General features: G+C 66.2%; 12 protein-coding genes. 8 read left to right on the top strand and 4 right to left on the bottom strand.

What is annotated here, in order from left to right:
* The first annotated feature begins 31 nt into the window (after positions 1-31).
* A complete protein-coding gene (locus LQV39_RS20820; RefSeq protein ID WP_230028619.1) occupies positions 32-1174 on the top strand; it encodes an acyltransferase in 1143 nt (380 codons plus the stop codon).
* 80 nt (positions 1175-1254) lie between these two features.
* The gene (locus tag LQV39_RS20815) at positions 1255-1614 is read left to right on the top strand and encodes a hypothetical protein (RefSeq protein WP_230028618.1); all 360 of its coding nucleotides are present in this window, start codon (positions 1255-1257) and stop codon (positions 1612-1614) included.
* A 167-nt stretch (positions 1615-1781) separates the two neighbouring features.
* Here LQV39_RS20815 and LQV39_RS20810 read toward each other — a convergent pair whose 3' ends face one another.
* Genes LQV39_RS20810 through LQV39_RS20800 form a run of 3 tightly spaced genes read right to left on the bottom strand, consistent with a single transcriptional unit; the run spans position 1782 to position 3805 of the window.
* Entirely contained in the window at positions 1782-2252 is a 471-nt protein-coding gene (locus tag LQV39_RS20810) for a hypothetical protein (RefSeq protein ID WP_230028616.1), read from the bottom strand.
* 32 nt (positions 2253-2284) lie between these two features.
* Positions 2285-3166 (bottom strand): pirin family protein, encoded by an 882-nt coding sequence (locus LQV39_RS20805; RefSeq protein ID WP_230028614.1) that lies wholly within the window; start codon positions 3164-3166, stop codon positions 2285-2287.
* 45 nt (positions 3167-3211) lie between these two features.
* Positions 3212-3805 (bottom strand): FMN-dependent NADH-azoreductase, encoded by a 594-nt coding sequence (locus LQV39_RS20800; RefSeq protein ID WP_230028612.1) that lies wholly within the window; start codon positions 3803-3805, stop codon positions 3212-3214.
* Positions 3806-3914: 109 nt separating this feature from the next.
* Here LQV39_RS20800 and LQV39_RS20795 point away from each other — a divergent pair, with 109 nt between their 5' ends.
* Positions 3915-4841 carry a LysR family transcriptional regulator gene (locus tag LQV39_RS20795; RefSeq protein ID WP_230028610.1) on the top strand — a complete coding sequence of 309 codons (927 nt, stop codon included), beginning with the start codon at positions 3915-3917 and terminating at the stop codon, positions 4839-4841.
* A gap of 113 nt (positions 4842-4954) precedes the next feature.
* Positions 4955-5407, top strand: coding sequence for a GNAT family N-acetyltransferase (locus LQV39_RS20790; protein ID WP_230028608.1), 453 nt, complete (start codon positions 4955-4957; stop codon positions 5405-5407).
* A gap of 8 nt (positions 5408-5415) precedes the next feature.
* Here the strand turns inward: LQV39_RS20790 and asd are convergent, their stop codons facing one another.
* Positions 5416-6270: an archaetidylserine decarboxylase gene (gene asd / locus LQV39_RS20785; RefSeq protein ID WP_230028606.1), complete on the bottom strand. Its 855-nt coding sequence runs from the start codon at positions 6268-6270 to the stop codon at positions 5416-5418.
* A 195-nt stretch (positions 6271-6465) separates the two neighbouring features.
* Here asd and LQV39_RS20780 point away from each other — a divergent pair, with 195 nt between their 5' ends.
* From LQV39_RS20780 to LQV39_RS20765, 4 genes are all read left to right on the top strand, one after another.
* Positions 6466-8652 carry a TonB-dependent siderophore receptor gene (locus tag LQV39_RS20780; RefSeq protein WP_230028604.1) on the top strand — a complete coding sequence of 729 codons (2187 nt, stop codon included), beginning with the start codon at positions 6466-6468 and terminating at the stop codon, positions 8650-8652.
* A gap of 136 nt (positions 8653-8788) precedes the next feature.
* Positions 8789-10414: an AMP-binding protein gene (locus LQV39_RS20775; RefSeq protein WP_230028602.1), complete on the top strand. Its 1626-nt coding sequence runs from the start codon at positions 8789-8791 to the stop codon at positions 10412-10414.
* A 7-nt stretch (positions 10415-10421) separates the two neighbouring features.
* Positions 10422-12797, top strand: coding sequence for a bifunctional salicylyl-CoA 5-hydroxylase/oxidoreductase (locus LQV39_RS20770; RefSeq protein WP_230028600.1), 2376 nt, complete (start codon positions 10422-10424; stop codon positions 12795-12797).
* Positions 12797-13552 (top strand): SDR family NAD(P)-dependent oxidoreductase, encoded by a 756-nt coding sequence (locus LQV39_RS20765; RefSeq protein WP_230028598.1) that lies wholly within the window; start codon positions 12797-12799, stop codon positions 13550-13552. The genes LQV39_RS20770 and LQV39_RS20765 overlap by 1 nt, the downstream gene beginning before the upstream one ends.
* Positions 13553-13558: the final 6 nt, after the last annotated feature.

Below are 13558 nucleotides of genomic sequence, written 5' to 3'. Positions count from 1 at the left end.
TCATCCGGCGTTTTCGTCGACGATCTTCCACATGAGCCCTGTATCACAGCGTATCGATGGCCTCGACACCCTGCGTGCGCTCGCCGTCACGCTGGTGGTGCTGCATCACTACGTGCTGTTCGTCAGCTTCGATGCCAGCTTCGGCTGGGTCGGCGAGATTGGCTGGGTCGGCGTCGACCTGTTCTTTGCCCTGTCCGGCTATCTGATCGGCAACCAGATCTTCCAGGCCCTGCGCCGCCCGGAAGGCCTGTCCTTGCCCCGCTTCTACGCGCGCCGTCTGCTGCGCACCCTGCCGAATTTCTACGTGGTGCTGGCGCTGTATGCGCTGTGGCCGGCCTTTCGCGGCAATACGCCCATGTTGCCGCTGTGGGCTTACCTCAGCTTCACCCAGAACATCGGACTTGAGCCGGGTACCGCGTTTTCGCACGCCTGGTCGCTGTGCATCGAGGAGCAGTTCTACATGCTTCTGCCGGCCTGCGCGCTGCTGGCCGCGGCGCTGGGCCGGCGCGGCGCCGGCGTGCGCCTGGCCTGGTTCGCGGTCGCGCTGGCCTTCGCGGCCGGGATGGCGATCCGCGCCGGCACCTGGCTGGAAGGACAGGAGGCGCGCAACTGGATGCACTTCTATTACAAGTACCTCTATTACTCGAGCCTGTGCCGCTTCGACGAATTGCTGGCCGGGGTCGCGCTGGCGCTGCTGAAGCATGCGCACCCCGGGCTGTGGACGCGGCTGATGGGGCAGGGCAGGCTGCTGCTGGCCGCGGGCCTGCTTGCGTCCGCGCTGGCGCTGCGCTGGTTTTTGGTCGACCACTACGGCCTGTGGACCAGCGTGTTCGGCTTCCCGCTGCTGGCGCTGGGCTGCGCGCTGCTGATCCTGGCGGCGCTGGCGCCGGCCTCGCCGCTGCACCGCTTGCGCGTGCCGGGGGCGTCCAGCCTGGCTTTGTGGTCCTATGCGATCTACCTGATCCACAAGCAGGTCAGCATCCTGGCCGGCCAGGCCATGGGCGGAGCCGGCTATGGCCCGCAACACCCGCTGACCATCGCCGTGGCGCTGGGGGCTTCGGTGCTGGCCGGCTGGCTGCTGTATCGCCTGGTGGAGACGCCCTTCATGTGGCTGCGCGAGCGCTACGTGCCGGGGAATGCCGTGGGGTCGCACGCGGCGGCCGCGACGCGGTGAGAATCCGTGCATTTCGGCGGTATGGCGGTCTGATAAGCTCGCTCTGCCCAAACCCGGGCGGCCCGTTTTCGAGACCGACGATGAAAAACCGTTTATTCCCCTTGCTGGCAATTTGCGCCGTGCTGGCAAGCAGCCTTGCGTGTGCCGAGCCCGCGGCCCTCGCCACCACCACGACCAGGCTGGGCATCTCCGCCACCACGTTTTCCTGCAGCGGAACGGGCAGCTGCCACTATCTGCTCCTGAATTCCCTCTGCCAGGAAAGAATGCTGGACGGTGCGACCAAGGAACGAAGCTGCCGCTATACGGAGGCTGCGCGCTTCAGGCTGTTGCCAGGCCAGAAGAAGACGGTCGCAAACCTGCCTGCCGACTACCTGTACGGGATGAAGATGAACGGGGATCCGAGCGCCCAGGACGTCCTGAACGCGCCGGTGCCGCACTAAGAACCTATCCCAGTAGGCCGGAGTCGCTGCTGGCGCGCCTGACCAGCGAGTGCAGCGTTGCTCGTCGTTGCATGGCTCGCCATGCGGCCTCCTCGCGCCTTGCCCTCGCTTGCCAGTCATCGCCATCAGCTTCCCCCTGTCTACTGGGATAGGTTCTAAGCCGAGGCTCAGCCGGCCTCGATGACGTCGAAAGCGGCCGGCATATCGGCCAGCCAGGCCGCCAGGTGGGCGACCCGCATCGAGGGATCGTAGCCGTCGGTACTGGCGATTGCAGCACGCAGGCCGGGCATGGCGTCCGGCGTGCGCGGACTGGCATAGGCCTCGATCAGCATCGCCAGCAAATCGTTGGGCGGCGTGCCGCCGCGGCGCAGGCGCGCATGGATCACGGCGAGGAGGGCGCGCTGCATGCGCGGGGTCGGATGGGCGATATACGCGAACACGCTGGGAGTATTCGTGATGGCCTCCGCGATGGCCTGCTCGATGCGCTCGGGCTTCCAGTCGGAGGGAATGTCGAAATAGGCCTTGTCCCAGCGTGTGTGGGCGTAGCGGTGGCCCGGCGGGAACGCGTCGACGGTTTCCAGCCCGAGCGCGCGGCTGGCGCGCCCGAGCAGGATTGAGATGGTATCTAGCAGCGGCATGCCGCTAGTCTAACTGAAGATCGTCCGGGCGATCAGGCGAAGCGCCCGGCGCGGAAATCCTCTACCGCCTGGAACACCTCGGCGTTGGTGTTCATCACGAAGGGCCCATACTGCGCGATCGGCTCGTTCAGCGGCCGCCCCGCGATCAGGATGAATCGCGCATCGGCGCTGGCCTTGATGCGCACGCCGTCCGCTTCTTTCGCATTGTCGAGGATGGCCATGCGCGCCTGCGGCACCGCCTTGCCGTCCACCACGACTTCGCCGCGATAGACATAGAAGAAGGCATTGTGCCCGGCCGGCAGCGGCTGCTCGAATTCCACGCCCTGCGGCAGGTGGATGTCGAGGTAGAGCGGCTGGGTCGCTTCGCGCTGCACGGCGCCATCGACGCCATGCGAGCTGCCGGCGATCACCTGCACGGACGCACCCGACGGCAGCGTGAAGCGCGGCACTTCCTCGTTCGGGATGTCGCGGTACCAGGGCGCGCACATCTTGTCCTTCGCCGGCAGGTTGAGCCACAGCTGGAAGCCTTCCATCAGGCCCTCGTTCTGCTCGGGCATCTCGGAGTGCGCCACGCCGCGGCCGGCGGTCATCCATTGCACGCCGCCGTCGCTGACCACGCCTTCGTTGCCGGCGCTGTCGCGGTGGCGCATGCGGCCGGCCAGCATGTAGGTGACGGTCTCGAAGCCGCGGTGCGGGTGCTCGGGGAAGCCGGCGATGTAGTCGCCCGCCTTGTCGCTGCCGAAGGCATCCAGCATCAGGAAGGGATCGAGGCGGCGCTGCAGCGGCTGGGTCAGCACGCGGTTGATCTTCACGCCCGCGCCATCCATCACGAACTGGCCGCCGAGCACGCGCTCGATGCGGCGGCTTTGTGCAACATGCTCCGGTGCGATGTCGACAGCAGTCTGGTTTTCCATCTCGATCTCCTGTTGAAATAACAAGCGGCCCGAAGGCCGCCGGATTTAGGCGATGGCGGCGACGACCGCGTCGGCCTCGGCCTGGCCCTTGCCAGCGGCATCCGGGCCCATCGACTGGCCGTTCGAGTACACGAAAGTCGAGTCGGTCATGCCCAGGAAGTTCAGCAGCATGCGGATGTGCGGCACTTGCGGATCCGCGTCTTCCGGGTAGATGCCGCCGCGCGCGGTGGCCACGAAGACCTTTTTATTCTTCAGCAGGCCTTCCGGACCCGATTCGGTATAGCGGAAGGTGACGCCGGCGCGAGCGATCGCGTCGAACCAGGCCTTCAGCTGGATCGGCATGCCGAAGTTGTACATCGGGGCGCCGATCACGACCACGTCGGCGGCCTGCACTTCGGCGATCAGCGCGTCGTCCAGGGCCACGCGGGCGGCCTGCTCGGGGGTACGCTGGTCGGCCGGAGTGAACAGGGCGCCCAGGGCGGCTTCGTCCAGCACCGGGTGCGATTTCGCGCCGACGTCACGCACGGTCACGATGGCGCCCGGGTTGGCGGCGCTGAGCCTGGCGACGATGTTGCTGGCCACGCGGTTCGATTCGGAGTTGGCGCCGCGCAGGCTGGAATTGATTTGCAGGATGTTCATTTGGTGTCCCTTCGTGTCGGTTGGTGTGTCGATGGAGACACTTTAACGGTTCCATCTATCGTGCGGAAGGCGCTAGAATGGATAACATTATTCAACCAGTGGAACAATTATGCACCTCGAACCGAACGACATGCTGCTCTTCGCCCGCATCGTGGAGGCCGGCAGTTTCAGCATGGCCGCGCAGCGCCTCGACTTGCCGAAATCGACGGTTTCGCGCCGTATCGCCCTGCTGGAAGCCAGCCTGGGCGAGCGCCTCCTGCAGCGCACCACGCGCCGGCTGGTGCTGACGGAATTCGGCGAAAGCCTGCTCGAGCACGCGCGCAAGGTGGCCGAAGAGGTGGAGGCGGCCGGTGCGCTGGCCCAGCACCGCCAGGCCGAGCCGAGCGGCAAGCTGCGGATCTCGATGCCGGGCGACTTCGCCAACCTCGGCATGACGGAGATGATGTCGCGCTTCCTGGCGCGCTATCCGGCGGTGTCGCTGGAACTGGATCTGTCGCCGCGCCGGGTCGACCTGGTGGCCGAGGGTTTCGACATCGCGATCCGCATGGGCGACCTGCCCGAGGATTCGACCCTCAACGCGCGCCGGGTCTCGCTGGAGCGCTTCGGCTTGTACGCGGCGCCCTCGTACATTGCGCAGCATGGCCTGCCGGAGCATCCCGACGACCTGCTGAAGCACGACTTGCTGTGCATCCTGAGCCGCAGCGGCGGCGCCGCGCAATGGATGCTGGAACGCGGCAAGACCCGCTGGGAGCGCCCGGTGCAGGCGCGCCTGACCGCGAACTCGCCGGAGCTGCTGGCGAAGATCGCCTGCGGCGGCGCGGGCATTGCGGCGAGCTCGGATCTTTTCGCCGGGCCGATGCTCAAAAAGGGAGAGCTGGTGCGGGTGCTGCCGGACTGGGACTTGCCGGCGGCGACCGGGTGGGCCGTGTTCCCTGGCCGGCGGCTGATGCCGGCCAAGACCCGGGCTTTCCTGGACATGCTGGACGAGGCTTGCTGTGCGCGGGCGCGGCAGCAGGCAGAGAGCAGGGCGGCTTGATCCACCGCCTACCTCTTCATATGACTAGGTCGACCCGGGCCGGCGATTGCGGCATGCTTCTGAACAGGTCTCTTGAGTACAGGTAGTAAAACACCAACAAAGAGAGGTTCATCATGACGGTGAATGCATTGCTTGAAGAGCTGCCCGGCGAGCCGGCGCAATTCGGTCTTTTTGACGATGTCCGTCACCTGGCTCACGGCCGGACAAAGCTACTCCTTGAAGGATACAAGTTCGATCCCGAACGCAAGCTTCCACTGTATCTGTTCAATCTGCAGGCGTCCGACGGCAGCTATGTCGGGCAATATCATTTCACGCCGGGTACGCCGGACCTGGTAGGGGATACCGGAAACTCCGGCGGCCATGTCGATCCGCCGTATCGAAATCGCGGCCACAGCAAGGCAGCGGTCAAGGCGCTGGCTGCGCTGGCCAGGCGGCATGGGATGAAAAACTTCATCATCACCTGCGGCATGGATAACGACGCGGCCAGGCATGCCCTTGCGCAAGTTGGCAAGGAATTGGCGCTGCCGCATCCCACTCTGCACTTCTTCGAAATACCGGCAGAATAAGTCGGGCTTCAGCCGCCGCTGAAGTCGCCCATCAGCTCACCCAGGCGCACTGAACGCTCCGGCGCCCAGTCCTGGTTGAAGCTGATGGTATTCGCCTTGAACAGCATGACGATGGTCGACCCCAGCAGGAAGCGCCCCATCTCCTCACCCTTCTTCAGGACGATGTTCTGGTCGAGATAAGACCACTCGCTGATCTTCTGCGGGCGCTTCGGGTTCACCACGCCGTGCCACACCGTCGCCATGCTACCGACGATGGTCGCGCCGACCAGCACCATCACGAAAGGCCCGTACTGCTCCGACTCGAACACGCAGACCACGCGCTCGTTGCGCGCGAACAGGTTGGGCACGCCGCGCGCCGTGGTCGGGTTCACCGAGAACAGGGCGCCCGGCACGTAGATCATGCGGGTCAGGCGGCCGTCGCAGGGCATGTGCAGGCGGTGGTAATCCTTCGGCGACAAATACAGGTTGGCGAAGCTGCCGTGCTGGAACTGCTTGGCCAGTTCGGCGTCGCCGCCCACCAGTTCGGTGGTGGTGAAACGGTGGCCCTTGGCCTGCAGGATGTGGTGGTCGTCGATCGAACCGAACTGGCTGATGGCGCCGTCGACCGGGCAGACGAAGGCGGCGTCCGCCAGCGGCCGCGCGCCGGCTTTCAGGGGGCGGGTGAAGAAGTCGTTGAAGCTGGTGTAGCTGGCGATGTCCGAATTCTCGGCTTCTTCCATGTTGACCCCGTACTTGCCGACGAACCAGCGGATCAGCCTGGTCGTCATCGAGCCGCCCTTGGCGCCGGCGACGCGGCCGGCAAAGGTCGTCAGGCGCTGCTTGGGCAGCAGATATTGCGGCAGGACTTTGATGCGATCGGACACGGTAAAACCTCGAATAGAAGATGTCTGATTATAACGGGCAGGCCGGACAAAGGGGCAGCGTTGCATTCTGACATCGTTTTCAGTATGCATACATATTAATTGATGCATGCATATCAAAAATATTTACGTATTGGCAACTGAATGGCGTAAAGATGACGGAAAATGGCGGTCCATTTCAACTTTGAACAGATTGACATGCCAGCCTTTCCATTCCGTTTGACCATCGTGGCCGCCGCCGTTGCGGCCGCCATGGTCCCCGTCCACGCCCAGCAGGCGCCTGTTTCGAAAGAGCAGGCGCCGGCCGCGGACTCCCAAAAAATCCAGCAGGTCGAAGTGAAGGGCGCCGCCGCTTCCTACGACCCGCGCCGCGACGACACCGCCAGCAAGATCGTCGTCAATAACGAGGAAATCGTCAAATACGGCGACACCAACGTGCTCGACGTCCTCAAGCGCGTGCCCGGCGTGACCGTCAGCAGCAGCGGTCGCGGCGGCGAGATCCGCATGCGCGGCCTCGGCAACGGCTACACGCAGATCCTGCTGAACGGCGAACGCGCACCGGCCGGCTTCGACATCAGCTCGCTGTCGCCGGAAGTCATCGAGCGCATCGAGGTGCTGCGCGCCGCCAGCGCCGAGTTCTCGACCCAGTCGATCGCCGGCACCATCAACGTGGTGTTGAAGAAGTCCGTCAAGGCGGCACAGCGCGAACTGAAGCTGGGCTATGGCCATGGCGCCGCGCAGAACAGCCCGACCGCCAGCCTGCAGCTGTCGGACAAGCTCGGCAAACTGTCCTATTCGTTTGCGATGAACGTGTTCCAGAACCGCTTCACCAACGAGCCGGAGACGATCGAAACCTTCTTCAATCCCGCCGGCGTCATGACCGGCCTGCGCCAGAGCAAAACCCCGCAGGACGCCCGCATCAGCGCGGTCAACCTGACCCCGCGCATCAACTACACCTTCGGGAACGGCGACACGCTGACTTCGCAAACTTTTGCCAACTGGGCAAACTTCAGCCAGGTCGAAGCCGGCCGCATCGAGACGCTCCTCGGTCCTATCCCCGCCTATCCGCGGCTCGACCAGAGCATGACCAACCATAACCACGTCTTCCGCGAAGAGCTGAACTGGGTCCACAAGTTCGAATCCGGCGCCAAGCTGGATGCGAAGCTGAGCGGCCTGTATGTCGGCGCCGGCAACTCGATGTACCGCTTCGGCGGCGGCAATCCGGCCGCCAGTCCGCTGAGCGCCTTCATCGAGTCCGATGCCGCCGTGCGCGGCCTGACCTCGACCGGCAAGTACACCAGCAGCCGCTTCGAGGGCCACGCGCTGGCCTTCGGCTGGGACGGCGGCTACCAGAGCGGTGACGACCGGCGTCTCGAACGCGACGCCGCCGCGCCGACGGTCTCGCTGCCGGGCGGCGACGAGTTCTACGAATCCGCCGTGTCGCGCCTGGCCGTGTATGGCCAGGACGAGTGGAACGTGACGCCGGCCTGGTCGGTGTACCTGGGCGCGCGCTGGGAAGGCATCCGCACCTCGACGGAAGGGAATACCTACGCCCAGGTGAAGAACAATTCCTCGGTCCTGAGCCCGATCGCGCAAACCCTGTACAAGATTCCCGGCACCAAGGGCGACCAGCTGCGCCTGGCCGTGACGCGCACCTACAAGGCGCCGAACCAGCAGCAGATCATCCCGCACCGCTTCACCTCGGTGAACAACAGCCAGACCGAACCCGATTCGATCGGCAACCCGAACCTGAAGCCGGAGCTGGCGCTGGGCATCGACGCCTCCTGGGAGCATTACTGGGCCGAAGGCGCACTGCTGTCGGCCAGCGTGTCGAGCCGCCGCATCACCGACTACACGCGCAGCCTGGTGGTATTCGACGGCGCGCGCTGGGTCTCGACCCCGACCAACAGCGGCAATGCGAAAACCTACGGCGTCGAACTGGAAGCCAAGTTCCCGTTGAAGGCGGTGATGGAAACGACGACCAACCTCGACCTGCGCGCCAGCCTGTCGCGCAACTGGTCGACGGTGGACTCGGTGCCGGGCCCGGACAACCGCCTGGACGGCCAGACTCCGCTGTCCGCGACCCTGGGCGCCGACTACAAGACCGGCGCGCTGACCCTGGGCGGCAGCTATGTCTTCAAGAACGGCGGCTTCGTGCGCGTCTCGGGCAACCAGATCAGCTACCAGTCAGTGCGCCGCGACCTGGATCTGTACGCGCTGTGGAAGTTCACGCCGAAGCTGCAGCTGCGCGTGGCGACCTCGAACCTGCTGGCCCAGGACGTCATCAGCCAGAGCAGCTACACGACGGCGGCCGGGACCCAGACCAGCCGTACCTTGAATCCTGTGCATCGCAGTGTTCGCGCAACCGTCGAAATGAAATTCTAAGTCTGCATGCAACCGTGGGCACGGTGTGCCCACCCTACCGGTTGCGCCAGCTCGAGAATAAGCTTGTCTTGAATTTGCTTTAGGCTTAAAGTATCTGCCGGTACGCACCGACCGATCCTTTCTCCGGAGCGCTTCAATGACAAGCTTTTCCGCAGCAGAATTCACGCCCACGGCCCACGTCGACAGCTTCGCGCGGGACCACCTTCCGCCACGCGAGCAGTGGCCGGACCTCGTCTTCGATCTTCCCGAACTCCAGTACCCGGCGCGCCTGAACTGCGTGGCCGAGCTGCTGGACGCCCACGTGGCTGCGGGCCGTGGCGAACGCACGGCCGTCATCGGCGATCAGCTGCGCTGGACCTATGCCGAGCTGCAGCGCCAGGTCGACCGCATCGCCCACGTGCTGCGCGCCGACCTGGGCCTGGTGCCCGGCAACCGCGTGCTGCTGCGCGGTGCGAACTGCCCGATGATGGCGGCGTCGATTCTTGCGGTGCTCAAGGCAGGGCTGGTGGCCGTGCCGACCATGCCGCTGCTGCGCGCCCGCGAGCTCGGCGTCATCGTCGAGAAGGCGCAGGTGAACGCGGTGCTGTGCGCGCGTTCCCTTGCCGGCGAGCTGGAACAGGTGGCGGCGCATCCGCCAGTCGTCTGGTTCGACGATCCCGACAACGCGGACGGCCTCGAAGCGCGCATGGCCCGGCACGAGGCCCCGTTTGCGGCGCTCGACACGGCAGCCGACGACGTCTGCCTGATCAGCTTCACCTCGGGCACCACGGGCGTCCCGAAGGGCACCATGCACTTCCACCGCGACATCCTCGCGATCTGCGACTGCTTCCCGCGCCATACCTTGAAAGCCGGCTCGGACGACATCTTCATCGGCACGCCGCCGCTGGCCTTCACCTTCGGCCTGGGCGGGCTGCTGCTGTTCCCGCTGCGCTTCGGCGCGGCCGGGGTGCTGATCGAGAAGCTGACGCCCGAGGGACTGCTGGCGGCCATCGCGCGCTTCCGCGCCACCGTGTGCTTCACGGCGCCGACCTTTTACCGGCAGATGGCGCCATTGGTGCCGAAGTTCGACCTTGGTTCGCTCGAAAAATGCGTCTCGGCCGGCGAAGCGCTGCCGCTGGCCACCCGCGAGGCGTGGCAGGCCGCCACCGGCATCGCCATGATCGATGGGATCGGCGCCACCGAAATCCTGCACATCTTCATTTCCGCCAGCGGCGACGACATCCGGCCCGGCGCGACGGGCAAGCCGGTGCCGGGCTACCGTGCCTGCATCGTCGACAAGGACGGCCAGCCCGTCGGCCCGGGCACGATAGGGCGCCTGGCCGTCAAGGGGCCGACCGGCTGCCGCTACCTGGCGGACGAGCGCCAGCGCAACTACGTGCTGAACGGCTGGAACCTGACCGGCGACGCCTACGAGATGGACGGCGATGGCTATTTCCACTACCGCTCGCGCACCGACGACATGATCATCTCGGCCGGCTACAACATCGCCGGCGCCGAGGTCGAGGACGTGCTGCTCACCCATCCGGCGGTGCTCGAGTGCGGCGTGGTCGGCCGCGCCGACGAGGAGCGCGGCCAGATCGTCGAAGCCCATGTCGTGCTCAAGCCGGGGTTCGAAGGAACGGCCGGGATGGTGCGCGCGCTGCAGGACTACGCCAAGCAGCACATCGCGCCCTACAAATACCCGCGCGCCGTGCGCTTTACCGACAAGCTGCCGCGCACGGAAACGGGCAAGCTGCAGCGCTTCAAATTACGTGAGTCCTGAACATCGTATGAATATCGTTTGCATAGGCGGCGGACCGGCCGGCCTGTATTTCGCGCTGCTGATGAAGAAGCAGCAGCCCGGGCACCGCATCGTGGTGGTCGAGCGCAACCGGCCCTACGACACCTTCGGCTGGGGCGTGGTGTTCTCGGACCAGACCCTGGGCAATCTGGTGGCCAGCGACGAGCCGACCGCGCGCTCGATCCTGCAGGCTTTCAACCACTGGGACGACATCGACGTCTTCTACAAGGGCGCGCGTGTGACCTCAGGCGGGCATGGCTTCTGCGGCATCGGCCGCAAGCGCCTGCTGAACATCCTGCAGCAGCGTTGCGAGGAGCTGGGCGTCGAGCTGGTGTTCGAGACCGACGTGCAGGACGACCAGGCGATCGCGGCGCACTACGCGGCGGACCTGGTGATTGCCGCCGATGGTCTCAACAGCCGTATCCGCACGCGTTACGCCGAAGATTACCAACCCTTCGTCGAGACGCGGCGCTGCCGCTTCGTCTGGCTGGGCACGAAGAAGAAATTCGACGCCTTCACCTTCGTGTTCAAGGAGACGGCATTCGGCTGGTTCCAGGCCCACATCTACCAGTTCGACGGCGACACCTCGACCTTCATCGTCGAGACGCCGGAAGACGTGTGGCGCAAGGCCGGCCTGGCCGACATGTCGCAGGAGGAGGGCATCGCCTTCTGCGAGCGCCTGTTCGCCGAGCACCTGGACGGCCACCCGCTGATGTCCAACGCCGGCCACCAGCGCGGCGCCGCGATCTGGATCGCCTTCCCGCGCATCGTCTGCGAGCAGTGGGTGCACTGGAACGGCGGCGTGCCCGTGGTGCTGATGGGCGACGCCGCGCATACGGCCCACTTCTCGATCGGCTCCGGCACCAAGCTGGCGCTGGAGGATGCGATCGAGCTGGCGCGCTGTTTCTCCGCCCACGCCGATGATGTGAAAGCCGCACTGGCCGCCTACCAGGCCAGCCGCTCGGTGGAAGTGCTGAAGATCCAGTCCGCGGCGCGCAATTCGATGGAATGGTTCGAGAACGTCGAACGCTACAGCGCGCTGGAAGCCGAGCAGCTCGCCTACTCGATGCTGACCCGCAGCCAGCGCATCTCGCACGAGAACCTGCGCCTGCGCGACCCCGGCTATGTGGCGCGCTTCGAGGACTGGTTCGCGCAGCGGGCGTGCGAGCAGGCCGGCGTTCCCCTGCCCGCGGGCGCGCATGTGCCGCCGATGCTGACGCCCTACCGGGTGCGCGAGCTGCTGCTGAAGAACCGCATCGTGGTCTCGCCGATGGCGCAGTATTCGGCCGTCGATGGCGTCCCCGGCGACTACCACCTGGTCCACCTGGGCGCACGCGCCATGGGCGGCGCGGCGATGGTGTTCGCGGAGATGACCTGCGTGTCGGCCGACGCCCGCATCACGCCGGACTGCCCCGGCATGTACACGCCGGAACACACGGCCGCATGGAAGCGCATCGCCGGTTTCGTGCATGGCCACACCGATGCGAAGATCGCCATCCAGCTCGGCCACGCCGGCGCCAAGGGCTCGACGCGGGCGATGTGGGACGGGATCGACCAGCCGCTCGCCGCCGGCAACTGGCCGCTGATCTCTGCATCCGAGCAGCAGTACCTGCCCGGGATTTCGCAGATGGCGCGCGCGGCGACGCTCGAGGACCTGGCAAGGGTCGAAGCCGATTTCGTGCGCGCCACGCTGGCGTCCGACGAAGCCGGCTTCGACTGGCTGGAACTGCACTGCGCCCACGGCTACCTGCTGTCCTCCTTCATCTCGCCGCTGACCAACCGCCGCACGGACGCATACGGCGGCAGTCTGGAAAACCGCTGCCGTTATCCCTTGCGCGTGTTCCGCGCCATGCGCGCCGCCTGGCCGGCGCACAAGCCGATGAGCGTGCGCATCTCGGCCCACGACTGGGTCGAGGGCGGCATCATGCCGGAGGACGCGGTGCAGATCGCGCGTCTGTTCAAGGAAGCTGGCGCCGACATGATCGACTGCTCGTCGGGGCAGGTGAGCAAGCAGGAAAAGCCGGTGTTCGGGCGCATGTACCAGACCCCGTTCGCGGACCGCATCCGCAACGAGGCCGGCATTCCCACCATCGCCGTGGGCGCGATCTTCGAGGCCGACCACGCCAACAGCATCATCGCCGCCGGGCGCGCCGACCTGTGCGCGGTCGGGCGTCCGCACCTGGCGGATCCGGCCTGGACCCTGCACGAAGCGGCGAAGATCGGCTTTACGGCCATCGCCTGGCCGAAGCAATACCTGGCCGGCAAGGCGCAGCTGGAGCGCAACCTGGAGCGCGAACGCCAGCTGGCCGCGGCGAATACCGGACTTTCGCCGCAGCAGATCGCGGCGCGGCTGCTGGAGGGTTGATGGAAACGCTCGAGGGAAAACATGCCGTGGTGACGGGCGCCAGCCGCGGGATCGGGCTGGCGATCGCGCGCGGCTTGCTGGAACAGGGCGCGCGCGTGACCCTGATGGCACGCTCCGCCGAAGCACTGGATGCCGCGGCGCGCGGCCTGGGAGGAGGCGTGGCCTGGCAGACAGTGGACGTGAGCGATCCGTCCAGCGTCGAGCAGGCCTTCGCGCTCGCGGGCGCGGTCGACATCCTGGTCAACAATGCCGGCCAGGCGGTGGCCGGCCCCTTCCTGCGCACCGATACGGAAACATGGCAGCAGATGCTGGACGTGAACCTGAACGGCGCCTTCCACTGCATCCAGGCCGCGCTGCCGGGCATGCTGGATGCAGGCTGGGGGCGCATCGTCAACCTTGCCTCGACGGCCGGGCTGACCGGCTACCGCTACGTCGCCGCCTACTGCGCGGCCAAGCACGGGCTGGTCGGCCTGACGCGCGCACTGGCGCTGGAGCTGGCGACGAAAGGCGTCACCGTGAACGCGGTCTGCCCCGGCTATACGGACACCGATATCGTGCAGGATGCCGTCGCCAACATCGTGCGCAAGACCGGCCGCACCGAGGAACAGGCGCGCGCCGAGCTGGCGTCCGCCAATCCGCAGGGACGGCTGGTGGCGCCAGGCGAGGTGGCGCATGCAGTGACGATGCTGTGCTTCCCCGCGGCTGCCGCCATGAACGGCCAGGCGATCGCCGTGGCCGGCGGGGAGGTGATGTGAAGCCAC

The organism is Massilia sp. Bi118, assembly GCF_918697865.1.
Classification (GTDB): domain Bacteria; phylum Pseudomonadota; class Gammaproteobacteria; order Burkholderiales; family Burkholderiaceae_D; genus Telluria.
This window is presented reverse-complemented; position numbering and strand designations above follow the sequence as displayed.